Source organism: Streptomyces sp. NPDC056231, from assembly GCF_048270745.1.
Classification (GTDB): domain Bacteria; phylum Actinomycetota; class Actinomycetes; order Streptomycetales; family Streptomycetaceae; genus Streptomyces.
Window position 1 is genome coordinate 146,578 of the sequence record NZ_JBLVKW010000002.1, and the last position, 23,947, is coordinate 170,524.

Below are 23,947 nucleotides of genomic sequence, written 5' to 3' on the forward strand. Positions count from 1 at the left end.
GGGCATCTGGACCAATCCCGCGACGACAGCCGGCCACGACTGCGGGTGCGCCGACCAACCAGGCGCGCGTGTGCCTCGCTGCACTCCACCGGCCTCCACGCTGCCGGTGTGAGGGTGGCCAGTTGGGATTCCGCGCCGGCGGCCAGTCAGTGGGGAGCCGTCCGGCCGCCACTTGTGATGGTCAGTGATCGCGGGGCTGCGCAGTCGGCCGTGTGGTCACAAGGTGCGCAGGAAGTCTTCGAGGGCCTTGTTGAACGCTTCCGGGCGTTCCATGTTGGGGAAGTGGGCGGTCCCGTCGATCGAGATCGCGCTACCAGTGGCGACGGTGTGGGTGAGACGTTCGGCCATGCCTATGTGATCGGGGGAGTCGAGGACGCCGTTGATGGCGAGCACAGGCACGTCGATCTTGGCGATGCGGTTCCAGGTGTCGCGGACAGGGATGCGCAGGTCGGGTTCGTCGGCGGTGTGCTTGGCCAGGGTGCCGCGGTTCATCTCGCGCAGACGGCCGACGACCTGAGGGGCGAGATCGTCGAGGGTGCGGTCCGGGCCCGCGGCGAAGAGCGTGAATGCCTCGACGGCGGCGTCCAGGTCGCCGGCGGCCATCGCGGTTTGCCAGGTGGCCCAGGTTCGGGTGGTCCAGGGGTCGGTGAAGGTCGGCTCACTCGTCCCGGCGCCGCTGACGACCACGGCGCTGACCAGTTCCGGATGCTCCAGTGCGGTGTCGACCGCGGTGCTTCCTCCCATGGAGACGCCTACCAGGACCGCGGGCCCGATGCGCAAGTGTCTTAGCAGCGCGGCGAGGTCGTCGGTGTGCCGGAACGGTTCGGTGGCGTTGGCGGACCGGCCGTGACCGCGGGCGTCGGGCGCGATGACGCGGTAGCGCGCGGCGAGGGCGGATATCTGGTCGTCCCACATGCGGTGGTCCAGGAAGCCGCCGTGCAGCAGGACGAGGGGTTGGCCGGCGCCGGTGTCGAGCCAGAATAGATCGTTCATGACAACCAAGGTGTCATTCTTGGAGGAGAATGGCAACCAAGGTGTCATCATGGCGGCGTGAATGAAACAGATTCCGGCCTGGTGTCCGAAGAGCTGACGGACCGGCTCACCGAGGTGTTCGACCTGGTGGGGCCGTTGTACCGGCGCACCCAGCGCAAGGTGGAGGAGGACATGTCCGCCGAGGGGCTGTCGGTGGGGGTGCGGGCCGTGCTCAACTTGCTTCGCGAGCACGGGCCCATGACCGTCCCTCAGATGGGTCGGGCGCAGGCGCTCAGCCGCCAGTTCGTCCAGCGCATGGTCAACGACGCGGCCGCAAGAGGTCTGGTCGAGTCCGCCCCCAACCCGGCCCACAAGAGGTCATCCCTCATCCGGCTGACCGAACAGGGCAAGACCGCCATCACCGCCGTCATCGATCGCGAGCGCGCAGTGCTGCGTCAGGCCGGCGGTGACCTCACCGACACCGAGATCGACGCCTGCCTCCGAGTCCTCTCCCGCCTCCTCGAAGTCATGGGCAACGTCGACGTCGACTGAACCAGACCGTATGACGTCAGCGAGATCGCTTACGGAGAGTGGCACGACAACTGGCCGTACGCGGCTATCAGTACATGACCAGCGACCGGGACCGGGCCGTCGCGGATCGGCTCGGTGCCATGATCCGGGTCAGTGGGGGAGTGTTTCCGAACCTTCCCAGGAGGGCGCTGCGGGGCCCGTAGTGGCACGCCTGTGGCACGGACCCCTGGAGCGCCGAAGGGCCAGCCGGGGAGGGAATCCCTCCTGAGCTGGCCCTCCTCTCTGTGCCCCCGGCAGGATTCGAACCTGCGACACCCGCTTGAGGAGTTCGATCCATCCCGGGCGCGGCGGGCTCATACTGCTTGCACCGGGGCCAGGGGCGACCGCCCGTAGCCGCCGCTGTCCGTAGCCGTGGATGCCAGCGATGGATGTCAGCAGAACAGCTCTGGCACGGGGCAGACCTCCAGCGGTTCTTCCGGCCGGTCGGCCCAGTTCCACCAGACATGCCGACTGATACACCTCCACAGGGACCGGCACGTCCGCCGACCATCGTCTGCCCGACTGGAGAGCACGAAGCCACCAGACTCCATGGGCTGGCTGCACTCGGGGCAAGCCGGGGCGTCGCCGGTCATGCGGCGCACCCTAGCGGAGTGTGGCCGCAGTCCCGCGCTGGATTGCAGTACGAGGTCTTCGTCCCGAAGCAACTTGGGCACGCGCACTATCTTGGGCTGGTCCCCTTGGCACCTGCTGCGTGGTCCAGAGGTGTGCGTGGTTGTCCGCCTCTGTCTGTCGGCGCTGTCACGCAGTTGGACACTCACTGGCCCATCTCGGAACCGTGAATGCTGTGTTCGATGTCGTGTCATGTCGTGGACGCAGCCAAGCCAAGATCCAACTCCTGTCTCCCCTGGGCGGTCTCGGCATTGTTCGGAGCTGCTGTGGGCTTCGTCGCCTGGTCGCTGACCGTCTGGGCGCGCGCGTACTGCGACGCGGGTTACGAGGCCGGCGGACGCTTCGAACTCAACCTCTTGCTCCCTCTGTTCGTGGGACCCGAAGCACTCGTTGGACTCGTGGCGCGGGCCATCGGCCGACGCCTGGTGCTTCACGTGCCAACGGCGGTCCGCGTTTCACTGCCGACGCTACTGGTGGTCGTTGCGACGGTGTGGCTGGCATGGTGGTTCTTCGCGACCCAAGGGACGCTGGATGGCTATCCCGGCGACTCTGGCCGCTGCCCCGTGAGTAACGTCCCGCCACAGTGGCCTGAGTGGATCCCCGTCTGATCAGCCACGACTGACCATCGGCGGCCATGACCTGCGGCCACTTATCGATCGACGCCCTGGCCTGCTGCTGAGTTGTCGGCAGTTGTCGACGTCGGTCATCGCTGAGCGCCCTTCCACGGCCCCAGGAAGGCTCGGGAGGGCGCTGGTGCTTTGGTGAGACTCGTCACGAGCACCGCTCTGGCAGCGTGGTGGGGCGAGTTGGCGCCTGACCTGCTGGACGCGGACTTCGACGGCTGCCGGCTGTGGTCTCCACCAGCAGCCGCAGTTCCCCGTGAGTCCCCGCCTGATCTGGCGCGGTTGTGGCACCGTCCACCGCACGTACCTGCGCATGGGAGGTCGGCCGCACGCGCCCACGCGCGCAGCCTGACGATGAAGTTGAACATGTGCGGTCGGTCAGGGTCCCTGCAACGGCCACTCACGACCGTGTGGCAGTCCCGCACCCCGCATCGCGGGCCTCCCGCATGCGTGTTTCCATCGACGTGCTCCGGTCGTACGGGTCGACATCGGGGCCGTCTCCCGGGCGCGAGACCGCGCGCTCTGCGCTGAACTTGGGGGTGAAGTAGCCGGTGAAGGTATCGCAGCCGCCGTTGGTGGTGTCCACCTTGTAGGAGACGAGGGAGAACGTACCCGGCTCGACGATGACCTTCGCCGGGTCGTCCCAACTCATCACGACCTCGCGGCGCACGATGGTGCGCGCGACTTCGTCGTTTCCCGCTGCAGTGCGTACGACCGGATATACGTACGTGACATCGGTGGTCACCTCGACCGCACCGCGCTTACCTTCTCGGTACGTGATCCGCCCTCGTGTCTTGACCACATCCCCGACAAGCCGGGCCTTCGTCTTCTCGAACCGGCTGAACAGCAGCAGAGGATCGTTTTCCCGGCTGGGCGCACGGAACGCGGTCGCCAGGTAGCCCTGGACACCCTCCTGATGAGGATTGATCAACGCGATCGCCTTCCTCGGCCGCTCCCCGCGCAGCACCCCAGGATCCAGACTGGACGCGGTGAGGAAGTCCCGGGTCTTCTCGAGCGCCTGCGCGACCTGCCCCTTGTTCATCCAGCCGGTCGCGCGTGCCTCAGGCAGGCCGATCCCAGCCGCCCCGTCACCCCACTGCTCAGCGGGCGACCCCCTGAACGGCTCCTCCACAGTCGGACGTTGGGCTGCCGCTTCCGTCGGCGGCGGTTGATCCGGACGTTTCGACTCCACGGCGAGCGGCGCACTCTCGCCGCCTCCGCCTCCGAACCATCCAGCCACCCGCCCTGGATCCAGCGCCACGACCAGCAAGGCGACCGCAACCAGCAGACCGATCGCGTACCAGCCCTTACCTCCTTGCCGCCGGGCCGGTTGGTGACTCCGCCACGGCTCCGGTCGGTCGGTCTCCTCCCGTAACTGCTGTGCCACCATCCGGGCCCGCGCCGACGGCTCCTCGGGCGCGCCCTTAGTCCCCGCCTCGGCTTCCCGAAGGAAGCGCTCCCACTCTTCGTCCGGTATGGACTCCCCACCCTTGCCCACGATGGGCCCCGCCCTTCCCGCGCAACCGGCCCCTCTTCAGGGTTGGTCATCTTCCGTGCATGATCACACAGCTCAGTTTGGCTCCATGATCGCCGTCGGTGTGGGCCTCTCAACGCGGCTGGGGTCGCGCCCCGCGTCGGGATGGAGATCCTCGGGCACAGCCAGATCGGCATCACCGTGGACGTCTGTACGCACGTGGTCCAGGACACGCGGCGCGAGGCCGTCAGCCACACGGACCGGCTGCTCAAGAGGGGCCCCGGCCGTGAGTGACCGCGCCGTTGATGTGAGATGTGGATGTCAGGCGCGCGCTTGAACCACGTACCCGTCAACTTTTCGCGCCTACAACACGGTTGGCATGCCGGGCATGCCGCTGCGGCTGCTCAGCGTGATGTCCGTCACTCAAAAATGGTTGAAGGTGGGAGAACTGTGCAGGTGTGTTCCGCTTTGCGGTGGGTGGCTCGACCTCCCCCTCGGCCTGAGTCACGGTGTGGCCTCTTATGGAAACTGCGCGTGACAGTACGATTTGTCGGGCGTCGCGTGTAGATCACGTGAAGCTTTCATGGGGAATGCGGGCGGGGTCATCTGGTCGACCGGTAGGTACGACCGTGATCTTCGCCGTCCGCAATGGAGTAAGGGGGGACATCATGTGCGGACTTGCGGCTATCGGTCTGTCCACCGTTGTGTACGGGGCGCCCTGTACGTCGCTCTGACGCGCTGCACTCAGTCACTCCGGATCGTCCACCATGCCGCGCTGCCAACGCCCTTGACCGGGGGCGAATCACTCTCACCGTCGACCAACACAGCCCCTGTGCCTGAGGAGACGACTCCCGCCGTGATCTCGGAACCGGCCGCCGTACCCCTTTCCGAGACCCCGCCGATTCCATCTCAGAACGACTCCACAGGAAGCACCCATGGGGAAGCATCGAAGATCGGGCCTGAGGCCCGCCGAGATCCGCAACGTGATCGCCCTGATACCGGCCCACAACGAGGCCGACGCCATCGCGGACTCCATCCAGGGGCTGTACGGGCAGATCTTGCCCCCGTGGCGGGTCATCGTGGTCGCGGATAACTGCACCGACACCACCGTGGCCATCGCGGACTCCCTGGGGGCCGAGGTCTTCGAGACCCAGGGCAACCGGCACAAGAAGGCCGGAGGGCTGAATCAGGCCCTGGCCCGCCTGCTGCCCGCTCTGCACGACGACGACGTGGTCCTCGTGACGGACGCGGACAGCGCCCTGGACCCCGGCTTCGTGGCCTGTGGGGTGGAGCACCTCGCGAAGGGCTACGGGGGAGTGGGCGGCACCTTCCGGGGAGGACCCGGCGGGGGCTTCGTGGGCCACCTCCAGCGCAACGAGTACGCCCGCTACTCGCGGGACGTGAAGCGCCTGGGCGGCAAGTGCCTGGTGCTCACCGGCACGGCGGCCATGTTCCGGGTGCAGGTGCTGCGGCAAATCTCCCAGGCCCGCCTGGAGGGCCGTCTCCCGGCCGGGGACGGGCGCGGGGGCATCTACGACACCTCGGTGCTCACCGAGGACAACGAGCTGACCTTCGCGGTGTTGCACCTGGGCTATCAAGTGCTCTCGCCGGAGGGCTGCACGCTCACCACCGAGGTCATGCTGACCTGGAAGGCCCTGTGGGACCAGCGACTGCGCTGGAAGCGGGGAGCGGTGGAGAACTGCGTCCAGTACGGCCTGACGCGCATCACGTGGCGCTACTGGGGCCGTCAGCTCCTGAGCATGGTCGGCGTCCTCGTGACCGCCGTGTACCTGGCGACCCTTGCCTACGCCCTGGCCTCGCACTCGTTCCACGTCAACGAGTTCTGGCTCTGGGTCTCGCTCGTCTTCGTGATCGAGCGGGTTGTGACCGTACGGGAGCTCGGCTGGAAGCGGATGCTCCTCGCCGCGTCCATGTACGAACTGCTCTTCGACTTCCTGCTCCAGGCCTGCCACGCCAAGGCGTACCTGGACTCCGTGTTCCGCCGTGAGCGCGCCTGGTAGCAGGTTGCTTCAGAAACTGTCAGAGATCATTTGGGAGGGACCCTTGTACAACAACCCTGCAACTACTGTGGGCGGTGGGGTGTTGGCCTCTACCGGTATCGGACTGATGACCAGTGTGTGGCTGGGCCTGACGGCCTTCGCCCTGGTGGCCCTTGGAACCGCTGTGATGCGGATAGTGCCCCGGGGCCGGAGCCGCGCCTGATCGTGATCCGCAAGACGGCCGTGGTGGCCCTCCTGCTCCTGGGAGTGGCCACCCTGGCCGCCTGCCACGGCTCCGAGCACGCGCCGGACCCGAAGGACACGGTGGGCATCCAGAGCCTGGAGGGGCGGTGAACAGCCGAGTACTACCTGCAAGTCTGTTGGTGGCGGCGAGGGTTGCGCCCACGGCCGTTCACCTGCGGCAACCGCGGTTCCCCGTGAGTCCCCGCCCGATCTCGCGCGGTTGTGGCACGAGGGAACTTCTGAACTATCGCGAACTCACTCGCGAGTCCTGATGCCACCTCGGCCGCCGCACCTGGTCGCTGCCACGGCGAGCACGCGTGAGCTGATGACGTGCATGGGGCACAGCACCGCCCGCGCCGCGCTGATCTGTCAGCACATGACGGCTGACCGGGACCGCGCGATCACTGACCGGTTGGGGGCGATGATCCGCAAGCGGCAGGGAGACGCCGGGCCGTAGTGGCACGTGCATGGCGCGGGCGTGATTATGCGAAAGGGCCAGTTCGAGAGGATCAAGCCTCCGAACTGGCCCTTAGCGCTGTGCCCCCGGCAGGATTCGAACCTGCGACACCCGCTTTAGGAGTTCGAGCACTGCCCGTCTGTGAGGGCCGCAGTCGCGCTCGCGCACGTCGCCAATGGGTGCCTGGGTGCGTTTGTGTACGCCCTCGTTGATGTCAGGCGTGGATGTCAGCGGTGCGTGCTGGGCCTGCAGTTCAGTCGCCTGAGTGGCCCCAGAATTAGATCTCTTGAGAGGCGCTTTCTTCGTCGTGCAGCACTGCGCACCGTCCAACCCACCGCGATCGGGGGAGGCCTCGAAATCCTTGACGTGTGCACGCGTCAGCTTGTCGGTGCCGAGCGGCTCGCGCGTCTCCTCGGCCGTCACAGGTTCCACGGTGTTGTAGTCCGGGGTGTCGTCGAAAGTGGCCAGAGCTGCTCTTCGTTCCACAGCTGAGAGTTGGCGCAGGTGACGTGGAGGTCCGTTGGGCAATGCTCATCGGCTGCGCTGTGCCGCTCGAAGACGTGCGGTTGTCGCCTGTTCGCGTACGTGCGCGTCGCGATCCCTTTCGAGCTTGTCGAGCACGGCCGCCGCGGGGTCAACGTCGCACTCCGTGGCAGGGAACCGCCTCAAGGCTATGGCGACCCAGGTGCGGACTCGAGAACTGTTGTCCTCTGCCAGGCGGCAGATAGCCGGCAGGGTCCGTGGTTGCTGACGGAACCCGAGCGAGTCGAGAGCAGACACCCGTACCTGCTCGGAAGGATCGGCCAGCAGGCTCACCATCAGGTCGACGGCCGCCGGGTTCGCACCATGACTGCCAAGCGTCCCCACGACCACGCTCCGAACTCGCTCGTCCGGGTCCTGTGCCGCGTGAGCCAGCATGGTGAGGTCGGCAGGGTCAGGTACGTAGCCAAGCAGCCAGATCGCTGCCCGGCGCAGGTCGGGGTCCGGATCCTGCGCCCAGGGCACGAGCGTGCGGCGCGCGGCAGCGGGATCTTCTTGAGCAAGTACGGAGAGCATCGCCGTCAGAGAGTCCTGATCGTCGCCCAAGTCGCGGGACCAGGCGCGCAGCAGCACCGGCAGAGACGACCGGCCTGCCGTCTCGACGAGAATGTCGGCAAGCACAAACCGGGCATACCAGCTCCCCGCCGCCACGGCCGCTTCCAGGTGCGCTTCCAAGCGCGGGATCAAATCCGAATGCATCGTGCCTGTCAGCTCCCTCTGCAGAGCCTCCAACGCATCGAAATCGAAGTCGGGGCCCACAAGGCCGGCCGCGAGTTCGTCAAGGGGTGCGGCTTGATCCCACGCTGACTGGTTCTCCATCCCTTGCCCCTCACGTTGCGGCAGGGCTGCACAACACCCCCGTCCCACGTCTCCCACATCGCCGGGCCAGTCTAGATTGGCCCGCCCTAAACGGACTCGTCGTCGTGCTGCTGCAAGTCGGCGAAGACTAAGCTCAGCTTGAGAGGAGCACCGCGTTAGGAGCGAGGTGAGGAGGATGCGCCGTGAGCTGCGGCTTCCGGGCCACGGGCGACCGCTTCGAGTTACCTGCCACTCACCGCTGTTCCCCGTGGTTCCCCGCTCGATCTGGCACGGTTGTGGCACGCCGACCCCTCGATACGAACCTTTGATAGGGCGGTCGCTGGCGTCTGCTCGACTGGTAGACAGTCGCCCATGACGTACTACGCCGATCTGACGCCGTACACCTACTTCGCACACAATCCGCAGGGAGGATCAGCAGGCCTCTGGCGCGGAGTCTCGGTGGTGAACGTGGGCTGGCTTGCACGCGGCAGGCGGTACCCGAAGGGCGTTGCTCCCGCTGGCCTCGTAGAGACGCTGAAGCACATGAGACGCACCCACCGAGCCCAGCAAACCCGCGGCCTACACTCCTGCCCGTGGTGCGCTTACCGGCTTTTCGGAGCGCGTGCCGACTGTCCTCAGGGAAGTGCCGAGATACGAGTGATGGGTAGAGAGATTGCCTACGCCGCCCCTGAGTTGATCTCTCACTACGTCGAGGGTCATGACTACCTGCCGCCAGACAACTTCGTAGAGGCTGTCCTGTCGGTTGCCCCTGCGACCTGAGCTTGGGAAACGGCGGCCGTCTGGGCTGGATGCGGTTGCCACCAGGGGAAAGGTTGTCTGTCTACCTGTTCAGGCGGAAGCTCTCGCACCGACATTGGCCGTACCTGTCCGCTGTAACTGGTGCGCATCTGGTGCGGCTCAGCGTGCTGCTCACAGCAACGCGGGGCCCGCTCTCATGTGCCCAGTTGATACCTCCGCCGGGGACCGGTCGCTAAAGTGCTCCTGTGTGCTAGCGAGTTGGGCTATTCTGCAGCCGTGAATAGGTGGAGGAAAAAGCGTGCACTGAAGGCGTTGCATGACCAAATAGCTCACATGCGGAAGTATCCGGAATTCGACAGTTTGTGGGATAAGTGGCCAGCGTGGCATAAATCTTCCAGCTTCGCGCTGCGCCGTATCCTTGGCTCGGATCACCCGCTGGTTGAAGAGTTCGCTTCACTTTGGCCAGAAAAGGAGAAGACGGACAAGTTTGCGGTGTACCGCAGGCAGAATGCTTCAAAGTCTGAGGGCATCCTGGAAAGTGCGATATTTGAACTGGACTTTTCCCGTAGCCGTGAGGTGGATAAAGAGTTTGTCTACGCGGTCGATGAAGGCCTTCGTGCGCGCGTCCAGCATGCCATCGACGCCGAGGATTGGTCGGCAGTGGCGTCGCTGGCTGCTACATATGTAGAGGATCGGGTGCGGCTGTGGAGTGGCTTGGGGAATGACAGCTTTGGCGTCAGCCTCATGACGCAGGTGTTGAAGCCAGAGAATGGAATCCTGGCTCTAGGTAGGACTCCTGGGGAGAAGGAAGGTTGGCATCAACTCGGGCGAGGGTTTGCCGCCGCCTGCTCTAATGTAGACAGGCATAGAATTCAGCAGAGAGACGATCTGAAGCATTACGCTTTCGGGGTGCTCGGCCTTGCGAGTCTGATTTTGACGCAACTGAAACATGAGCGCGGCACCATTTTCGCCTCACCTCGCAGCGGGCCGTAGTCTTTGCCTCGGGGGCAGCGGGAAGGTCGACAGGTCGGTGGAGCGGGTTTGGTCGGTGTCCTGCCCGGTTTGGGGTCGAGCATGATCAGGGGGCCGTACGCTGGCTGGCAACTCGGGCAGGCTGTGATCCTGCCCGGAATTTGAACGAGTGGCCCCCTGGTCTTGCTCGACGCGGGACCCGAACCGGGGAGGTGGCTAAAGCCGTGGAGCCGACCGCCCCAGCCACAGCGGGTTTCTCCCCACCGCGGTGCTCGCTCTAGCCGCGCGACCGGCGTAGCCGGGGCCAGAGCGGGCCGAAGGCAGGAGCGTCAGGCCCCGGCGGTGAGCCGGGGAGCGCGCGGCGAGCGGAGCGAGGCGCCTTGATGAGGTAGAGAAACCTGTAACAGCTCTGGGGGAGTCGATCCTTCAGCTGTTCGGCTGGGGGCGGATCGCGTCTGCGATGGTTTGCATGGACTCGGTGATCGCTTCGGCTCCTGCCTGGGTGAATGCTTGGCGCTTGCGCGTCTTGTTGGCGTAGCCGATGGCAGTGCAGCCGACCGCGTGAGCAGCCTGGATGTCTGTCAGTGAATCGCCGATCAGGGCGCACAGCGTGACGTCGACGCCGAGTGCGTCAGCAGCCGCAATGAGGGAATGCGGGTTCGGTTTCATGAGCCCCGGCTGATTTGCAGGGCGACCCACTACCTCCAGCACATGCCCCGTCAGACCGTGCCGATCCAGGAATACCCGAACACACTCGGCGGAGTTGTTACTCACCACAGCGATCTTCCGCCCCGTTACCCGAACTGCTTCCAGCGCAGCGACCGCCCCTGGCGTGGGCTCCCCCGCCACCCCGACTGCTTCAATCTCGGCGGCGGTGAGAGCGCGTTCCACCTCCATCCCCATCTCTGGGTCGGCCTCGTGTGCGAGTCGAAGGACTTCGAGAGGGTCATCCGTCCCGTTCAGCTTCCCGCTGAGACCGGGTTCGCCCCTGGCGGCTAGTTTGGCCAGTTCCCTTGCGACCTCTCTCGCGGGGCGGCCGGCGAACACGTCGCACAGCGGGCCGTCGAAGTCGAAGAACACTGCCGCAGTGTCGGCCAGAGCTGCGCTGAGGTGGTCACTTTCCATCGAGATCGAATCCCCTCGCGATGGTCTCCCAGACACTGTCGAACCACATGCGAGCCTGCTGGACCTGCTGTGCACCGCTGGACGAATCGCTGTCATTGACCGAGTGGTGAAAGAGAACGGTGTCCTTCCCGACCAGGTCGTAGATCTCGATGGTTTCTCCTTGCGCTACAACCGTGTTGGGCTTGATCGGGTAGTAGCCGAAGAAAGCATCTTCCTGGTTGATCACGTACAGCTTGAAGAACTGGGTACCGCTGTGGACTCTTACGTCGACGCTGGTTTCGGGCACCAATCCCAGGTGCCTCAACTCCGCCATCGAGTCACGGATGCTTCGGGCGTAACCGACCATGATGTCGTGCATCCGGGTGCGCAGGCGTTCGTCATCACCACAGTCTTCGCGGCGTACCGGGGCGGCTTGGGGCACCGACATGTCCGGGACGAGTATGCGCACGGTGATGCTCGACGGCGTCAGCCTGCCGACTCGGATCTTGTCCAACGGCTCTTGCAGCGCGCCGTGGAGCGTCTCGCTGGAGAATCCGGCGAAGTCGATGGTGACGGCGTTGCTCGCGAACGCCTGCTCCACGTACGGGCGTAGTCCTGCCGGCCGTTCCGTCCGGTTGCGAACGAAGACGCCGCTTCCCTTGCGTGACACCACAAGGCCCTCGTCTTCGAGTTCCCTCAGAGCGCGTTGGATCGTCGCCCGTGCGAAGCCGTACATCTCTGTCAGCTCTTTGTGGGACGGCAATTTCTCGCCCGGTGCGATCTTCCGCGTCCGGATCGCCGCTCCGAGGCTGCTCGCCACCTGCTCGTAGGGCGGGCGGTCGTCATCAGGGTCAAGGGGATCGGGAGCAAACGTCATGCAGCGATGGTACGCGGCCGAACCGACATTGGGGCAGCCAAGATAGTCAGGTGTTGACATGACTAGCCAGGCTGCGTACGTTGGTCATGTAGCCGACAAGGCTAGCCAAGTCAGTCACCTCCTCAAGGGAGAAACTTCATGCCTTCCTTCAAGATCGATGTCTCGACCGCTGTCGTGTTCGTTGCGACGCCTCCGACGCCGAAGCTCGTGAGCAAGCAGACCGGTGAGATCGCGGTGGACCGGGAGACTGGTGCCCAGCTCGCGACGGTGGGTCTGCTGATCTCGGACGAGGGTGAGGGGAACCTGTACCAGGTGACCGTGCCCAACACGGGGGTGCCGGAGGGTCTTGCCCCGGGTACGCCGGTCTCGGTGATCGGGCTGAAGGCGCGGGACTGGGAGAACACGTTCAACGGCCAGACCCGGCACGGGATTTCGTTCCGTGCGGTCGCGATCACGCCGGCGGTCTGACCATGTCGGATCTCGCCACGGTGATCGAGGCGGCCGGGGCCTTATCGGCTGCCGGTGGGCTCGGCTACGCGAAGGTTCGCGCTCCTCGCGTGTTCTGGTCGCTGGTCGGTCTTCCGGTCGCCCGGGTCCGGTTCTCGGTCACCTACCGGTCGACGATGGACGTGTGTGGGCTGACGGTGCAGCCGTCTCGCCTGCGGGCGTTCATGGTCCGCAATGTGGCCCGTCGCCAGGATGTGCAGCCGGTCCCGCCGAGGGTTCGCCGCGTGCGTGGCTCGTCGACCGGGATGCGGGCCACGCTCCGGCTCCCCGCCGGCCTGGAGCCCGCTGACGTGGCTGCCGCGTCGGAACGGTTGCGGCACGCCTGGGGTGTCCACTCGGTGCATGTCGCGGAGATCAAGCCGGGGTTCGTCGAGTTGCGGATGACCGGCTACGACGTACTGCGGCGGGTGAAGATGCCGCGCCGGCTGCCTCGCAAGCTCACGTCCGGTCCGGTGGTGGTCCCGGTGGCCCTGCGGGAGGACGGAACCGCGTTCGTCCGGGACTATCAGAAGATCCCGCACGCCCTGACGCTCGGGGCGAATCAGTCGGGCAAGTCGATGTATCAGCGCAACCTGATCGCCGGTCTGGCGAAGCTCCCGGTGGGCCTTGTCGGGATCGACTGCAAGCGCGGCGTCGAACAGCGCGGCTTCGCACCTCGGCTCTCCGCTCTGGCCGTCACCCCGGATGAGGCGTCGTCCCTGCTGGAGGTTCTCGTGCGGGAGATGGAAGAGCGCTTCGACGTCCTGAGCGAACACGGCGTCTCCGACCTGTGGGGCCTGCCGGTAAAGGTGCGGCCGGTGCCGCTGGTCGTCCTGGTCGACGAGGTGGCGGAACTGTTCCTCGTCGCCGCGAAGAAGGACGAGGAACGCCGCGACCGCATGGTGACGCACCTGATCCGCCTCGCGCAGATGGCCCGGGCGGTCGGCATCTACCTGGAGATCTGCGGGCAGCGCTTCGGCTCCGACCTCGGCAAAGGGGCCACCATGCTCCGTGCCCAGCTCACCGGCCGTGTGGTGCACCGCGTCAACGACAAGCAGACCGCAGACATGGGCCTGAGCGATATCGCCCCGGAAGCAGTCTTCGCCGCGACCACGATCCCGCCGGATCGCCCCGGCGTGGCCGTGGCCGGCGACTCCTCCGGCGGCTGGTCCCGCATCCGTACCCCGGAGATGAGCCAGGTCGAAGCTGTGGCGCTCTGCCGTGAGTACGCGCATATGACCCCGGACGTCCCGGTCCTGGACCCGTTCCGGCCGATCGTCCCCGTCGAGGCCGCGGACGCTCCGCGCCTGGTCAAGCCGGTGCCGGTCACCGAGTAACACCCGCTCCACCTCGGTCGGCGTGACCACCTCGCGCCAGGTCCCTACCCCGCCCATGCCCGGACCCGGAAGGAGACAAAGCCATGGCCACCAAGAAGACCACCGCGAAGGCACCCGCCCCGGCCAAGTGCCAGCCCTGCGGCGGCACCGGAAACGTCGCCACCACCGTGCGCGTCGGCCGCAAGCGCCGCCCGGTCGGCCAGCAGGACGGCCTCTGCCTGAGCTGCTTCGGCACCGGCACCGCCGCCGAATCCTGACGCTGCCCCGGTGCCGGGCGGTCGACCGAACATCCCGCCCGGCCCCGGCCCAACCCCCCGAAGGAGGTGAACCCATGTTCCGCACAATCCGCCTCGACGCCGTTCTGATCCAGGCAGTCATCGCCGGCGCCCTGTCGTTCTCCCACCTGCACGACCTGGCCTCGGCGGCCGGACAGGACGGCTGGAAGGCATGGGCCTACCCGATCAGCGTGGATCTGCTGCTCGTCGCCGCCTGGCACCGCATGCGCACCCACGCCGACAACCGCCCCGCCTGGGTCTGGTTCGTCATCGCCCTCGCCGCATCCCTCGGCGCGAACATCGCCACCGCCGGACTCCTCGACCTGAACGCCGTACCGGCCTGGCTCCGCATCCTCGTCGCCGGCTGGCCCGCCCTCGCCTTCCTCGGCGGAACCCTCCTCGCCCACGCACCCGCCAGTGTGCCGACCGAACCCGAACCCGAACCGGCCCCGGCTCCTGTGCCGCTGGCTGACCCGGCACCCGAACCTGCCCCGGAGATCACGATGGAGCGCGCACCCGAGCCCGCCCCGGAACTACCGCCCGCACCTGCCGTAGCTGTCCCTCCGGCTCTGCTCGATCACGCCCGCAAGGTCGCCGACACCCACCACGCCACGACCGGCAACCGGATCGACCCCGACACCCTGCGCGCACGCCTCGGTGTCCCCGCCCCGCTCGCCAACGCCATCACCGCCCAACTCGCCTAAGGAGACACCACGATGCGACCGTTCATCCGCTCAGCCCTCGCCCGCTCCGCCGAACTCACCCGGGAAAACCGCCTCGTCGAGGGGATGGAAATGGGCGAGTCCGCGATCCGCGCCGCCACCGAGGACGAGCACCCCGAGATTCAGGCCTGGCTCACCGACCACGCCGACGACTTCACCGGCCGGAACGGCTGAACCACCATGCCGCGCCCGAACCGCTTCACCGACGTGATCCGCATAGGCCCCGTACAGGTCGGCACCCACCACGACGGCCGGGGCCGCACCAAGCACACCGCCGCCTGCACCGCCCCGGGCTGCAACTTCTCTACGGACTACCTGAACCGGTCCGCCGCCGAACTTGCCGCTCGCACCCACCGCTGCAACCCCTGAGAGGAGAAACCCATGTTCACGCCGAAGTACCCGACCCTCGACACAGCACCGACCCCGGTCACGTCTCTCGTGCAACCGCCTGCCAGCCTCGCGCACCCGCCGGCCTGCGACTGCCACCACACCCCCGCCACCACCTCGGCCCCGGCACCTGTACCGGCTTCCCGGTCCGCAGTGCAGCTCACCCCCGGTGCGCTGGTCGTCGCTGTCGCCGGTGGGACCGCCGTGGTCCTCGTCGTCGGCGCGGTCCTGGTCTCGATGCTCCTCGCGGTCGCCATCACCGCCGCATCCGTCGCGGTCTGCGCGGTCGTCCTGCGGTCGCTGCTCAAGAGCCAGAACAACCAGCGCTAACAGCCCCCGGGGCGGCCTCGGTCGCCAAACTTCCGCCGCCCCGGGCGCCTCAACACCTTCCAGATCAAGCAGACCCGAAAGGGAGATCCCATCATGCCCCAGCACACCCTGCCCCGGCCGATCTGCGGCCACTGCGACGGCTTCCCCACCGTCGCCATCACCACCGGCCAGACCACCCCGGACGGCCACCGGCACACCATCACCGCCGACTGCCCCGCCTGCCACGGCACCGGTCACATCACCCCCGCCCGCGCCTACGCACGCACCGGGCGGTGACTCGCATGGCCGACCTGACCCCGACCCCGGACCGCCCCGGTCTACACGTCAGCAAGCCGTCCCCCACGACCCCCGCCACCGGCTCGGCCGTGTGTCACTGCGGTGCCTCGGCCACGGCCACCGGTGACGCCCAGGTCAAGGCCCTGGTCGAGGGCTACACCGCCAACCACGGCCCCGCCCACAACCGAACGGGACGCTGACCATGACCGACGCCGCCACCCTGGCGGGCCTCGACCCGGCCACCCTCGGAGACATCCTCCGGGTGGCCGGGTCCACCGGCTTCGACCGCTGGGAAGAACAGATCCGCCGCACCGGAGGATGCGCCCAACCCATCCACCTCACCGGCGCCACCAAGACCATCGACCGGGCAACCGGCACCCTCCTGCACCACTACACCACCGACACCGAGCCCGGCGGACGGTTACGGATCGCCTGCGGCAACCGCCGTGCCTCCCGCTGCCCCGCCTGTGCCTGGACCTACGCCGGCGACACCTACCACCTCATCCGCGCCGGCCTCACTGGCGACCCCGACAAAGGCACCCCGCACACCATCCGCGACCACCCCCGCGTCTTCGCCACCCTCACCGCCCCCTCGTTCGGGCCCGTCCACAACAGGCCCGGGAACCTGCCCTGCCGCTGCGGCACCCACCACCCCGAAACCGCCCCCGAACTCGGCACCGCCCTCGACCCGTCCACGTACGACTACGCGGGCGCGGTGCTGTGGAACAACCACGCATCCGACCTGTGGCGCTACTTCACGATCTACCTCCGCCGCGAGATCGCCCGCCGAGCCGGCCTCACGCAGAAAGCAGCCCGTGAGCAGTCCCGCCTGTCCTTCGGGAAGGTTGCCGAGTACCAAAAGCGCGGGGCGGTCCACTTCCACGCCGTGATCCGCTTCGACGGACCGGACGGGCCCGACTCTCCACCCCCGACCTGGGCAACCCTCGACCTGCTCACCGACGCCATTCATGCGGCTGCCGCCCGCGTCGAAGTCACCGTGCCGGCCAACCCGGCTGCCGGATTCCCCAATGAGTGGGTGCTGCGTTGGGGCACGCAGCTCGACGTCCAGCCCATCGGCGCCTTCGGTAACGGCGAAGACCTCACCGAGCAGGCCGTGGCCTCGTACGTCGCCAAGTACGCCACCAAAGCAGCCGAGACCACCGGCACCGTCGATCACCGGATCGGCAACAAAGAAGCCCTGATCCTGCTCGACGTGCCCGACCACCCCCGGCGCCTCATCGAGGCGTGCCTGGATCTCCACCACGCCTATCCGGATCGCAAGCTCCGGGACTGGGCCCACATGCTCGGCTTCCGCGGCCACTTCTCCACCAAATCCCGCCGCTTCTCCACCACCCTCGGCGCCCTCCGCCAGGTCCGCGCCGACTACCGCGCCGCCCAGCAACGCACAGCCCTCGGCCTGCCCGACCCCGACGACCACCCCGAGGCCACCACCCTCACCCTCGCCCACTGGGCCTACGCCGGCCACGGACACACCCCCGGCGAATCCTGGCTCGCCGCCAACATCCACCGCGACCTCCAGCAGAACCGCGACACCGCCCGCGAACACCGCGCCGAACTAATGGACCAACTCGCTCTGGAAGGGGCTGACGCATGACCACCGCCACCGCCGAACTGCTCACCGTGCCCGAGGTCATGGCGCGGCTCAAGCTCGGACGCTCCACGGTCTACGACCTCATCCGCTCGCGCCGCCTCACCTCGATCACCATCGGCCGGTCCCGGCGCATCCCCGCCTACGCCGTACGGGACTTCATCGTCGACCAGATCGAGGCGGCTGCCTGATGGCCTCCCAGCGCAAGCGCAACCCCAACGGTGCCGGCACCATCACCAAGCGCAAGGACGGCCGCTACCAGGCCGCCGTCTACGTCCTCCAGCCGGATGGCACCCGTGCCCGCAAGTTCGCCTACGGCAAGACCTGGGCCGAGTGCGACGCCAAGCGCCGCGAACTGCTCGACAAGGTCGACCAGGGCGTACCCGTCCCCACCCGCTCGGCCCGGCTCTCGGAGTGGCTGCCGTACTGGCTCGACAACATCGTCAGGCCCCGGCGCAAGCTGAGCACGTACGACAAGTACGAAGCGCACGTGCGGCTCTACGTCGTGCCCATGCTGGGCTCGAAGCGGCTGGAATCCCTTGGCGTCGCCGATGTCCGGCGCTTCATCGTCCAGCTGGAGAACAAGACGACCGCGGCCACCGCCAAGGAGTCTCACCGCGTGCTGCGCACGGCTCTCAGCGCCGCCTGCCGTGAGGAACTGGTGACCCGGAACGTGGCCGCCCTCGTCGAGCCGCCGCGTGCCAAGTCCCGGGAACTGAGCCCCTGGACACTCGACGAGACCCTGGACTTCCTCGCCGCCGCCCGTAAGGACCCGCTGTACGCGGCCTTCGTGCTCGCCATCGCCATGGGCCTTCGCCGGGGCGAGATCATCGGTCTCCGCTGGACCGATATCGACCTGGACAACCGCGTGATCTACGTCCGGCAGCAGACCCAGCGACGGCGCGGAGTCCTCTACGACGACGAGACCAAGAACCGCCGCCATCGTGCCCTGCCGCTCCCGGCGATGTGCATCCCGCCGCTGCGCTGGCATCGGATGCGCCAGGCGGCCGCAAAGCAGCGTGCGGGGGAGTCCTGGGACGAGAACGGCCACGTCTTCACCACCCGCACCGGTCGCCCGGTCGAGCCGCGCAACGTGTACCGCTCCTTCACCCGCGTAGCCGACTCCGCCGGCCTCCGCGTCGTCCGGCTGCACGATGCCCGGCACGGCTGCGCGACGCTCCTCACTGCGGCCGGGGTCGCGCCCCGCGTCGTGATGGCGATCCTCGGGCACAGCCAGATCAGCATCACCATGGACGTCTACACGCACGTCGTCCACGACACGCAGCGCGAGGCCATCAGCCACATGGACCGGCTGCTCAAGAGGCGCCCCGGCCGTGAGTGACCGCCCTCGTTGATGTCAAAAACTGATGTCAAAGGCCCCGAACCATGATCGGTCCGGGGCCTTTTGCCTGGTGCCCCCGGCAGGATTCGAACCTGCGACACCCGCTTTAGGAGAGCGGTGCTCTATCCCCTGAGCTACGAAGGCGGGGGCTTGTAGAGAACCTTGGGAAAACCCAGTAAGTGGATCTTCGGCCAGGCCCACAAGCCCGCTGGTCAGGCGGGGTGCGCTGCTCTCTGCGATCTTGCTCGGACAGACAACGGGACGTACCAACGACCGACCAGGGACAGCGTAGCGGATACGTGCCGGTGAGGGGCTTCCATATCGGGGTAGCTGTGTGAAACGGGTACTGCGCGCCGCTGACCTGCTGTTTGTGCCTGCCGGGGTGACGACGGAGAGAGGCCGCGCATGATGGGGGCGGGGTGCGTCCAGGTCCTTCAGTTCCGGCGACTTCGCCGACCGCCCCCAGATATCTCGCCACCTTCCGCAGATGATCCGTACGCGTCTGCTCCCGCGACACCCCGTAGCCGCGCAGCGCCTCAACCGGCAGGCCGAGCTGCCGGGCCGGCCGCCCCACCGCCACCGGCGGAGCTGAGGGAACCCCGTCCGGCACGAAGCCCGGCCACGGCAGCGTGCACAACTGCACCGCAGCGCTCGGACAGGCCGGTGACCAGCAGCGCCGCCGCCCTGCCGACGGCGATTTCCCGGTCCCTCACACCGGCCGGGACACCGGACCATAGCGTGCCGAAGCGCGCACCCTAGCCGGATGCGGCGTCGGGCGAGTCCCGCTCGCGGACGAGTGATCGGCTACCACGTACGCAGTATGTGCGTGGCGCCTGCGGCGTCCGTGGCAGCGCGAAGTGTCTGCGTCCGCCGGACGACTGGAAGCGGGTCGGGCGGACATGCTCGGACGATCCAGTTCCCGTGAGGAGAAGGAGCACCTCATGTCAGTCCGTACCGTGTTTGCCGTGGCCGGAGCCGCCTTGATCAGCGGTCTCGTGATCGCCGAACCGGCGGCCGCGGACCCCTCTGTCCAGCCGGTCGCCGCAAGCGTCTACACCCTGAGCGCCGGCCGCATCGGAGCCTCCATGGCCGCGCTGGTCGGCATCCTCGGCGCGGTCAACGGCGGCCTGGCCCTGGCCCGCCGCACCGGTCAGGGTCACATCGGCACCTGGGCCCGGCGGAACGGGGCCGTCACGGCTCTCGTGGCGGGTCTGATCGCCGTGGTCGTCGGCGGATCGGTCGCGGCCACCGCCGACGGCGGTCTCGGCACCGGCAACGGGCTGGGCGGCGCCTACGTCGCCATGCTGGTGGGCCTGATCGCCGTCACCCTCGGTTGGCTGGCCCGCTCCCGCTCCCGCCGAACCGGCTGACCGAACCGTGAATCCTCTGGAAGGCCCGGCTGTGTGCGGCGGTGGCTGGTGGTGGCCGCACGATCGTTGGTGCGACGGTCCGGGCCTGTCACCAGCAGCGGTGTCGCCGGTCTGCCTCCTCCGAGCGCGCCGCAGCTCAGTGGTGGGCTCTCAGGGGATCGCCGTTCCGCGGTGGCCCCGCCGAGGCGGGAGACCGGGCAGCACCGTGGACGGGGCCTGCGGCCGCGTGTCGGCGGGCTCCTTCTGCACCGGACGACCGGCGAGGGCCGCGACGATATCGGCTGCGGTCAGCACCCCGGCGAGACGCCCGTCTTCCTCCAGCACCGGCAGAGCATCGACTTCGGCATAGCTCATGAGGTCGGCGGCGTGGCGTACGGTCTGCTCGACATGTACGAGCGCCGACCTGCGGGCGGGCAGGATGTCCCCCACGCGCAGGCCGGACAGCGAGGCGGCCGGTGCCGCACTGACGACCGCCACGTCGGCCCTGTCCAGCAGGCCGGCACAGCGACCATCCGGATGCACGACCGGAAGATGACGGGAGCCGGAACGCTCCAGCAACTCCCAGGCCACGAGCACCGTTTCGTCGACATCGATCGTGACCACAGCGGTGCGCATCACGGCAGCGACCGTCCGCGCCAAGACCTCCTGCTCATCGTGGACCGCCCCCGGCTGCTGCTCCTCCATGGTCGCCTCCTTCTTCTTTGCGAGCGTCGCCGCGGCGTCGCGGGGAGGGTGTCGGCTTCTCCTTCGCCGCGGTCTGGCGGCCGTCCGACCGCTGTTGCTGTCGGAGTACGTCGAGGACCACGGATCCGTCGACGGTCTCGCGGGTGGTGAGCAGTCCGGCAAGGGCGTCCAGCGCCTCCCGGTGGTCGCGCAGCAGAACCACCGCGCGTTCCTCGGCCTCCCGCAGCAGGCGGGCGGTCTCCTCGTCGACGATGCGTTGGGTCTGCTCGGAATAGGGCCGGTGCAGTGTCTCTTCGGTGCTCTCGCCGCCAAGGTAGCGGGAGGCTCCGGAGCCGTATCCGATGGGGCCGAGGGCCGGGGACAGGCCGAACTCGCGGACCATGCGGGCGGCGAGCTGGGTGGCGCCGGCCAGGTCGTCGGCGGCACCGGTCGAGCCCTCGCCGAAGACGACCAGCTCGGCCGCGCGGCCGCCGAGCCGGACGGTCAGCAGGTCGGTCAGATAGCCCTCGCTGTACAGGTGCCGTTCGGCCTCCGGGAGCTGCTCAGTGGCCCCCAGCGAAGGCCCGGAGGGCAGGATGGTGACCTTGGCGACCGGGTCGGCGTGCTCGCACAGGGCCGCCATGAGCGCGTGTCCGGATTCGTGGACGGCCACGGAGTGCCGTTCCTCGGGCAGCAGGGCGTTGGTGGACTCCCGCCGCCCCAGCAGCAGCCGGTCTCGGGCGTCGCCGAGGCCCTGGGCGTCGATGACGACACCCCCTGCCCGGACGGCATTGATGGCGGCCTCGTTGACCAGATTGGCGAGGTCGGCGCCGGAGAAGCCGGGCGTGGCCCGGGCGACGGTGTCCCAGTCGACGTCCGGTGCCAGGGTCTTGCCGCGGGCGTGGACGGCCAGGATGGCCGCCCGTTCGGCCTGGTTGGGCAGCGGCACGGTCACGTGCCGGTCGAAGCGGCCGGGGCGCAGCAGCGCCGGGTCGAGGGCTTCGGGCCGGTTGGTCGCGGCCAGGACGACGATGCCGCTGGCCTGGTCGAAGCCGTCCATCTCGGCGAGGAGCTGGTTGAGGGTCTGCTCGCGTTCGTCGTTGCCGCCCAGCCGGGCAGCCCCGCCGCGACGGCTGCCGACGGCGTCGATCTCGTCGATGAAGATGATCGAGGGGTCCGTTTGCGCGCCTCGGCGAACAGGTCGCGCACCCGGGAGGCCCCGACACCGACGAACATCTCGACGAACGCCGAGCCGGTCACCGACAGGAACGGGACCTCCGCCTCACCGGCCACCGCGCGGGCGATGAGGGTCTTGCCCGTGCCCGGCGGGCCCACCATGATCACACCGCGTGGTCCCTTGGCTCCCGCGACCGCGTAGCGCTCGGGGCTGCGCAGGAAGTCGACGATCTCGCTGATCTCCTGCTTGACGCCCCCGTAGCCCGCGACGTCCTCGAAGCGGGTGGTCGGCCGCTCGGCCTCGATGATCTTGGCGCGGGCCCGCCCGATGGCACTGAGCCCCCCGCCCAGTGTCCTTGTCGCCTGGCGGCCGGTCCACATGAACAGAGCGACGATGAACAGAAGCGGCAGGAACAGCACCAGCAGTGTCCCGAGGGGGCTGCCGCTGCTGCTCCGGGACGCGGTGATCTCCACGTTCTTGGACTGCAACTCCTGCTCCAGGCGGCTGTTGTCCAAAGCGGTGGGTATCCGCGTGGTGAATTGCTTGCCGTCCTTGAGGGTTCCCTTGATGGCGCCTTTGTCGTCGATATCGACCGTCTTGACCTGACCGACGCTCACCTTGCCGACGAACTCGCTGTACGACAGCGACGCGCCCCCCTGGGGGGAGGGAGTTCGCAGCAGCACCACGAGCAGCAGGACCAACGCGGCGACGGGCAGCAGCCAACGAGACCAGGAAGGCCCCGGCGAAGGCGCCGGCGGCTTGGGCGCCTCGCGCGGGGGCCCCGGTTTGGCCGAGCGTGACAGATGCCGGCCTGGCAGACGAACTGATGTGATCACCGGACGGCTCCCTTGGCGGAAGGACGAACCTCGGGCGAGACCGTTCCCGCAATTCGAAGAGACATCGCAGGCGGGCGTCCCACCTTCCAGGATCAACGCCCTCTCCGTCATCGGCATGACCGAACGCACCGAGTCGGAGCCTGGTCACGCACGGTCCGCGACCGGAGAGATCGGCCACTCAGGACCAGGAGTCCTCGGCCCTCCACACACAGACCGTGGGTGATAAGTCTAGAAAGTGCCCCTTTCGGGAGGTTGCCATGAAACGATCCGCACCCCAGCAGGCCCCCGAGGTTCAGGTGGAGACCCGCGGACAGCTGCCACCGGACGCGGCCGGGTACGCGCGGGACAAGATCCAGGCCGTCCTCGGTCAGACGCGGGAGCCGGTTCTGTTCGCCCGGGTGAGAGTGACCCGCATGGCAAACCCGGCGGTGGAGCAGCCGGTGATCGCCCAGGCCAACGTGGACGTCAACGGCCGACCTGCCCGCGCGCACGTTGCGGGGCAGACCGTCACCCAGGCTGTCGACCTGCTCCAGGACCGGCTGGCAGAACGGCTGGCCCGGCTGGCCGAGCACTGGGAGGCCCGCCGCGGCCGGACGCCCGTCCCCGGCCCGCACGAGTGGCGGCACGGCAGCGAACCCACCCACCGCCCCGACTACTATCCGCGACCGGTGGAGGAGCGGCAGGTCGTCCGCCACAAGTCCTTCTCCCTCGCCCGGGAGGCACCGGACGAAGCGGCCTTTGAGCTGGAGTGGATGGACTACGGCTTCCATCTGTTCACCGACGCCGACTCCGGTGAGGACAGCGTGCTCTACCGGTCCGGGCCGACCGGCTACCGGCTCGCCCAGGTGCACCCCCGCCCGCAGCTGGTCGGCAGCGTTGCCGTACCGCTGACCGTCAGCGAGCTGCCGGCGCCCCGGATGACCGTGGCCGAGGCGAAACAGCGGCTGGAGGTCGCCGGGTTTCCGTTCGTGTTCTTCGCCGACGACAGCACCGGCCGCGGCAACGTGCTGTACCACCGCTACGACGGCCACTACGGCCTGATCGTCCCCGCCGAGTAGCAGCCCCCCTCGGCCACACGCTGGTGGTGGCCACCGGACGAGCACGCGTTCGCCGGAGCA

The 23,947-nt window shown here is 67.9% G+C and carries 30 protein-coding genes, 2 tRNA genes and 2 pseudogenes; 22 read left to right on the top strand and 12 right to left on the bottom strand.

The features are described from left to right. Positions 1-216 precede the first annotated feature (216 nt). Entirely contained in the window at positions 217-993 is a 777-nt protein-coding gene (locus ACNPQM_RS02600) for an alpha/beta fold hydrolase (RefSeq protein ID WP_418082696.1), read from the bottom strand. Between the two features lie 57 nt (positions 994-1,050). Here ACNPQM_RS02600 and ACNPQM_RS02605 point away from each other — a divergent pair, with 57 nt between their 5' ends. Beyond that, entirely contained in the window at positions 1,051-1,524 is a 474-nt protein-coding gene (locus ACNPQM_RS02605; RefSeq protein WP_358857650.1) for a MarR family winged helix-turn-helix transcriptional regulator, read from the top strand. A 264-nt stretch (positions 1,525-1,788) separates the two neighbouring features. Here ACNPQM_RS02605 and ACNPQM_RS02610 read toward each other — a convergent pair. Continuing rightward, positions 1,789-1,877 (bottom strand) — tRNA-Ser (locus tag ACNPQM_RS02610). A gap of 561 nt (positions 1,878-2,438) precedes the next feature. Here ACNPQM_RS02610 and ACNPQM_RS02615 point away from each other — a divergent pair. Next, on the top strand, positions 2,439-2,780 hold the full coding sequence (locus tag ACNPQM_RS02615) for a hypothetical protein (protein ID WP_418082697.1): 342 nt from the start codon (positions 2,439-2,441) through the stop codon (positions 2,778-2,780). A gap of 415 nt (positions 2,781-3,195) precedes the next feature. On the opposite strand, the gene ACNPQM_RS02620 is transcribed toward ACNPQM_RS02615, so the two are convergent. After that, complete coding sequence (locus ACNPQM_RS02620) at positions 3,196-4,293, bottom strand: hypothetical protein (protein ID WP_418082698.1); 1,098 nt, start codon at positions 4,291-4,293, stop codon at positions 3,196-3,198. Between the two features lie 81 nt (positions 4,294-4,374). Between ACNPQM_RS02620 and ACNPQM_RS02625 the strand changes: the two are divergent. The 4 genes and pseudogenes from ACNPQM_RS02625 to ACNPQM_RS02640 form a co-directional block, all read left to right on the top strand. Beyond that, positions 4,375-4,563 (top strand): annotated as a pseudogene (locus ACNPQM_RS02625) (site-specific integrase); the annotation flags it as partial. A gap of 641 nt (positions 4,564-5,204) precedes the next feature. Next, positions 5,205-6,290, top strand: coding sequence for a glycosyltransferase family 2 protein (locus tag ACNPQM_RS02630; protein ID WP_418082699.1), 1,086 nt, complete (start codon positions 5,205-5,207; stop codon positions 6,288-6,290). 204 nt (positions 6,291-6,494) lie between these two features. Next, entirely contained in the window at positions 6,495-6,623 is a 129-nt protein-coding gene (locus tag ACNPQM_RS02635) for a hypothetical protein (protein ID WP_418082700.1), read from the top strand. 223 nt (positions 6,624-6,846) lie between these two features. Further along, the gene (locus ACNPQM_RS02640; protein ID WP_358857645.1) at positions 6,847-6,969 is read left to right on the top strand and encodes an integrase; all 123 of its coding nucleotides are present in this window, start codon (positions 6,847-6,849) and stop codon (positions 6,967-6,969) included. Between the two features lie 72 nt (positions 6,970-7,041). Here the strand turns inward: ACNPQM_RS02640 and ACNPQM_RS02645 are convergent, their stop codons facing one another. Continuing rightward, a complete protein-coding gene (locus ACNPQM_RS02645) occupies positions 7,042-7,455 on the bottom strand; it encodes a hypothetical protein (protein ID WP_418082701.1) in 414 nt (137 codons plus the stop codon). A 45-nt stretch (positions 7,456-7,500) separates the two neighbouring features. Further along, entirely contained in the window at positions 7,501-8,328 is an 828-nt protein-coding gene (locus ACNPQM_RS02650; protein ID WP_418082702.1) for a HEAT repeat domain-containing protein, read from the bottom strand. Between the two features lie 351 nt (positions 8,329-8,679). Here ACNPQM_RS02650 and ACNPQM_RS02655 point away from each other — a divergent pair, with 351 nt between their 5' ends. Together ACNPQM_RS02655 and ACNPQM_RS02660 are read left to right on the top strand one after the other, a co-directional pair. Next, positions 8,680-9,087: a hypothetical protein gene (locus ACNPQM_RS02655; protein ID WP_418082703.1), complete on the top strand. Its 408-nt coding sequence runs from the start codon at positions 8,680-8,682 to the stop codon at positions 9,085-9,087. 312 nt (positions 9,088-9,399) lie between these two features. Continuing rightward, positions 9,400-10,059 carry a TIGR02391 family protein gene (locus ACNPQM_RS02660; RefSeq protein WP_418082704.1) on the top strand — a complete coding sequence of 220 codons (660 nt, stop codon included), beginning with the start codon at positions 9,400-9,402 and terminating at the stop codon, positions 10,057-10,059. A 405-nt stretch (positions 10,060-10,464) separates the two neighbouring features. On the opposite strand, the gene ACNPQM_RS02665 is transcribed toward ACNPQM_RS02660, so the two are convergent. Both ACNPQM_RS02665 and ACNPQM_RS02670 read right to left on the bottom strand, forming a co-directional pair. Further along, positions 10,465-11,118, bottom strand: a complete 654-nt coding sequence (locus ACNPQM_RS02665; RefSeq protein WP_418082705.1) for an HAD family hydrolase — start codon at positions 11,116-11,118, stop codon at positions 10,465-10,467. A 34-nt stretch (positions 11,119-11,152) separates the two neighbouring features. Next, positions 11,153-12,019, bottom strand: coding sequence for a GntR family transcriptional regulator (locus tag ACNPQM_RS02670; RefSeq protein WP_418082706.1), 867 nt, complete (start codon positions 12,017-12,019; stop codon positions 11,153-11,155). A gap of 138 nt (positions 12,020-12,157) precedes the next feature. Between ACNPQM_RS02670 and ACNPQM_RS02675 the strand changes: the two genes are divergently transcribed. From ACNPQM_RS02675 to ACNPQM_RS02730, 12 genes are all read left to right on the top strand, one after another. After that, the gene (locus ACNPQM_RS02675; protein ID WP_358856554.1) at positions 12,158-12,487 is read left to right on the top strand and encodes a hypothetical protein; all 330 of its coding nucleotides are present in this window, start codon (positions 12,158-12,160) and stop codon (positions 12,485-12,487) included. Positions 12,488-12,489: 2 nt separating this feature from the next. Further along, complete coding sequence (locus ACNPQM_RS02680; RefSeq protein ID WP_418082707.1) at positions 12,490-13,842, top strand: FtsK/SpoIIIE domain-containing protein; 1,353 nt, start codon at positions 12,490-12,492, stop codon at positions 13,840-13,842. Between the two features lie 83 nt (positions 13,843-13,925). Continuing rightward, positions 13,926-14,099, top strand: coding sequence for a hypothetical protein (locus tag ACNPQM_RS02685; RefSeq protein WP_418082708.1), 174 nt, complete (start codon positions 13,926-13,928; stop codon positions 14,097-14,099). Positions 14,100-14,173: 74 nt separating this feature from the next. Next, positions 14,174-14,821, top strand: a complete 648-nt coding sequence (locus ACNPQM_RS02690) for a DUF2637 domain-containing protein (RefSeq protein WP_418082709.1) — start codon at positions 14,174-14,176, stop codon at positions 14,819-14,821. 12 nt (positions 14,822-14,833) lie between these two features. After that, complete coding sequence (locus ACNPQM_RS02695; protein ID WP_418082710.1) at positions 14,834-15,013, top strand: hypothetical protein; 180 nt, start codon at positions 14,834-14,836, stop codon at positions 15,011-15,013. 6 nt (positions 15,014-15,019) lie between these two features. Then, a complete protein-coding gene (locus ACNPQM_RS02700; RefSeq protein WP_418082711.1) occupies positions 15,020-15,208 on the top strand; it encodes a mobile element transfer protein in 189 nt (62 codons plus the stop codon). Between the two features lie 12 nt (positions 15,209-15,220). Continuing rightward, positions 15,221-15,556 (top strand): SpdD protein, encoded by a 336-nt coding sequence (locus tag ACNPQM_RS02705; RefSeq protein ID WP_418082712.1) that lies wholly within the window; start codon positions 15,221-15,223, stop codon positions 15,554-15,556. 93 nt (positions 15,557-15,649) lie between these two features. Then, the gene (locus ACNPQM_RS02710; RefSeq protein WP_418082713.1) at positions 15,650-15,832 is read left to right on the top strand and encodes a hypothetical protein; all 183 of its coding nucleotides are present in this window, start codon (positions 15,650-15,652) and stop codon (positions 15,830-15,832) included. 5 nt (positions 15,833-15,837) lie between these two features. Beyond that, the gene (locus ACNPQM_RS02715) at positions 15,838-16,032 is read left to right on the top strand and encodes a hypothetical protein (protein ID WP_418082714.1); all 195 of its coding nucleotides are present in this window, start codon (positions 15,838-15,840) and stop codon (positions 16,030-16,032) included. Between the two features lie 2 nt (positions 16,033-16,034). After that, entirely contained in the window at positions 16,035-17,447 is a 1,413-nt protein-coding gene (gene repSA, locus ACNPQM_RS02720; protein ID WP_418082715.1) for a replication initiator protein RepSA, read from the top strand. Continuing rightward, positions 17,444-17,632 (top strand): helix-turn-helix domain-containing protein, encoded by a 189-nt coding sequence (locus tag ACNPQM_RS02725; RefSeq protein ID WP_418082716.1) that lies wholly within the window; start codon positions 17,444-17,446, stop codon positions 17,630-17,632. Before repSA ends, ACNPQM_RS02725 begins: the two co-directional genes overlap by 4 nt. Beyond that, the gene (locus ACNPQM_RS02730) at positions 17,632-18,783 is read left to right on the top strand and encodes a tyrosine-type recombinase/integrase (RefSeq protein ID WP_418082717.1); all 1,152 of its coding nucleotides are present in this window, start codon (positions 17,632-17,634) and stop codon (positions 18,781-18,783) included. The genes ACNPQM_RS02725 and ACNPQM_RS02730 overlap by 1 nt, the downstream gene beginning before the upstream one ends. Positions 18,784-18,851: 68 nt before the next feature. On the opposite strand, the gene ACNPQM_RS02735 is transcribed toward ACNPQM_RS02730, so the two are convergent. Together ACNPQM_RS02735 and ACNPQM_RS02740 are read right to left on the bottom strand one after the other, a co-directional pair. Further along, a tRNA-Arg gene (locus ACNPQM_RS02735) sits at positions 18,852-18,927 on the bottom strand. Then, positions 18,890-19,426: a DUF4158 domain-containing protein gene (locus tag ACNPQM_RS02740; protein WP_418082832.1), complete on the bottom strand. Its 537-nt coding sequence runs from the start codon at positions 19,424-19,426 to the stop codon at positions 18,890-18,892. Before ACNPQM_RS02740 ends, ACNPQM_RS02735 begins: the two co-directional genes overlap by 38 nt. Positions 19,427-19,724: 298 nt before the next feature. Here ACNPQM_RS02740 and ACNPQM_RS02745 point away from each other — a divergent pair, with 298 nt between their 5' ends. Then, complete coding sequence (locus ACNPQM_RS02745) at positions 19,725-20,153, top strand: DUF6223 family protein (protein WP_418082718.1); 429 nt, start codon at positions 19,725-19,727, stop codon at positions 20,151-20,153. Positions 20,154-20,303: 150 nt separating this feature from the next. On the opposite strand, the gene ACNPQM_RS02750 is transcribed toward ACNPQM_RS02745, so the two are convergent. The 3 genes and pseudogenes from ACNPQM_RS02750 to ACNPQM_RS02760 form a co-directional block, all read right to left on the bottom strand. Then, the gene (locus tag ACNPQM_RS02750) at positions 20,304-20,837 is read right to left on the bottom strand and encodes an HPP family protein (RefSeq protein ID WP_358857625.1); all 534 of its coding nucleotides are present in this window, start codon (positions 20,835-20,837) and stop codon (positions 20,304-20,306) included. Further along, on the bottom strand, positions 20,803-21,459 hold the full coding sequence (locus ACNPQM_RS02755) for a hypothetical protein (protein ID WP_418082833.1): 657 nt from the start codon (positions 21,457-21,459) through the stop codon (positions 20,803-20,805). The genes ACNPQM_RS02750 and ACNPQM_RS02755 overlap by 35 nt, the downstream gene beginning before the upstream one ends. Positions 21,460-21,639: 180 nt before the next feature. Continuing rightward, positions 21,640-22,946: pseudogene (locus ACNPQM_RS02760) on the bottom strand (AAA family ATPase); the annotation flags it as partial. A 140-nt stretch (positions 22,947-23,086) separates the two neighbouring features. Here ACNPQM_RS02760 and ACNPQM_RS02765 point away from each other — a divergent pair. Beyond that, positions 23,087-23,887, top strand: a complete 801-nt coding sequence (locus ACNPQM_RS02765) for a sigma 54 modulation/S30EA ribosomal C-terminal domain-containing protein (protein WP_418082719.1) — start codon at positions 23,087-23,089, stop codon at positions 23,885-23,887. Positions 23,888-23,947 lie beyond the last annotated feature (60 nt).

Excerpts from the sequence above, each read along its gene's own strand:
- ACNPQM_RS02600 (WP_418082696.1), bottom strand. The coding sequence starts at position 993 with ATGAACGATCTATTCTGGCTCGACACCGGCGCCGGCCAACCCCTCGTC.
- ACNPQM_RS02630 (WP_418082699.1), top strand. The coding sequence starts at position 5,205 with ATGGGGAAGCATCGAAGATCGGGCCTGAGGCCCGCCGAGATCCGCAAC.
- ACNPQM_RS02640 (WP_358857645.1), top strand. The coding sequence starts at position 6,847 with ATGGGGCACAGCACCGCCCGCGCCGCGCTGATCTGTCAGCACATGACG.
- ACNPQM_RS02650 (WP_418082702.1), bottom strand. The coding sequence starts at position 8,328 with ATGGAGAACCAGTCAGCGTGGGATCAAGCCGCACCCCTTGACGAACTC.
- ACNPQM_RS02655 (WP_418082703.1), top strand. The coding sequence starts at position 8,680 with ATGACGTACTACGCCGATCTGACGCCGTACACCTACTTCGCACACAAT.
- ACNPQM_RS02660 (WP_418082704.1), top strand. The coding sequence starts at position 9,400 with ATGCGGAAGTATCCGGAATTCGACAGTTTGTGGGATAAGTGGCCAGCG.
- ACNPQM_RS02670 (WP_418082706.1), bottom strand. The coding sequence starts at position 12,019 with ATGACGTTTGCTCCCGATCCCCTTGACCCTGATGACGACCGCCCGCCC.
- ACNPQM_RS02675 (WP_358856554.1), top strand. The coding sequence starts at position 12,158 with ATGCCTTCCTTCAAGATCGATGTCTCGACCGCTGTCGTGTTCGTTGCG.
- ACNPQM_RS02680 (WP_418082707.1), top strand. The coding sequence starts at position 12,490 with ATGTCGGATCTCGCCACGGTGATCGAGGCGGCCGGGGCCTTATCGGCT.
- ACNPQM_RS02685 (WP_418082708.1), top strand. The coding sequence starts at position 13,926 with ATGGCCACCAAGAAGACCACCGCGAAGGCACCCGCCCCGGCCAAGTGC.
- ACNPQM_RS02690 (WP_418082709.1), top strand. The coding sequence starts at position 14,174 with ATGTTCCGCACAATCCGCCTCGACGCCGTTCTGATCCAGGCAGTCATC.
- ACNPQM_RS02695 (WP_418082710.1), top strand. The coding sequence starts at position 14,834 with ATGCGACCGTTCATCCGCTCAGCCCTCGCCCGCTCCGCCGAACTCACC.
- ACNPQM_RS02700 (WP_418082711.1), top strand. The coding sequence starts at position 15,020 with ATGCCGCGCCCGAACCGCTTCACCGACGTGATCCGCATAGGCCCCGTA.
- ACNPQM_RS02705 (WP_418082712.1), top strand. The coding sequence starts at position 15,221 with ATGTTCACGCCGAAGTACCCGACCCTCGACACAGCACCGACCCCGGTC.
- ACNPQM_RS02710 (WP_418082713.1), top strand. The coding sequence starts at position 15,650 with ATGCCCCAGCACACCCTGCCCCGGCCGATCTGCGGCCACTGCGACGGC.
- ACNPQM_RS02715 (WP_418082714.1), top strand. The coding sequence starts at position 15,838 with ATGGCCGACCTGACCCCGACCCCGGACCGCCCCGGTCTACACGTCAGC.
- repSA (WP_418082715.1), top strand. The coding sequence starts at position 16,035 with ATGACCGACGCCGCCACCCTGGCGGGCCTCGACCCGGCCACCCTCGGA.
- ACNPQM_RS02725 (WP_418082716.1), top strand. The coding sequence starts at position 17,444 with ATGACCACCGCCACCGCCGAACTGCTCACCGTGCCCGAGGTCATGGCG.
- ACNPQM_RS02730 (WP_418082717.1), top strand. The coding sequence starts at position 17,632 with ATGGCCTCCCAGCGCAAGCGCAACCCCAACGGTGCCGGCACCATCACC.
- ACNPQM_RS02745 (WP_418082718.1), top strand. The coding sequence starts at position 19,725 with ATGTCAGTCCGTACCGTGTTTGCCGTGGCCGGAGCCGCCTTGATCAGC.
- ACNPQM_RS02750 (WP_358857625.1), bottom strand. The coding sequence starts at position 20,837 with ATGGAGGAGCAGCAGCCGGGGGCGGTCCACGATGAGCAGGAGGTCTTG.
- ACNPQM_RS02755 (WP_418082833.1), bottom strand. The coding sequence starts at position 21,459 with ATGGCGGCCCTGTGCGAGCACGCCGACCCGGTCGCCAAGGTCACCATC.
- ACNPQM_RS02765 (WP_418082719.1), top strand. The coding sequence starts at position 23,087 with ATGAAACGATCCGCACCCCAGCAGGCCCCCGAGGTTCAGGTGGAGACC.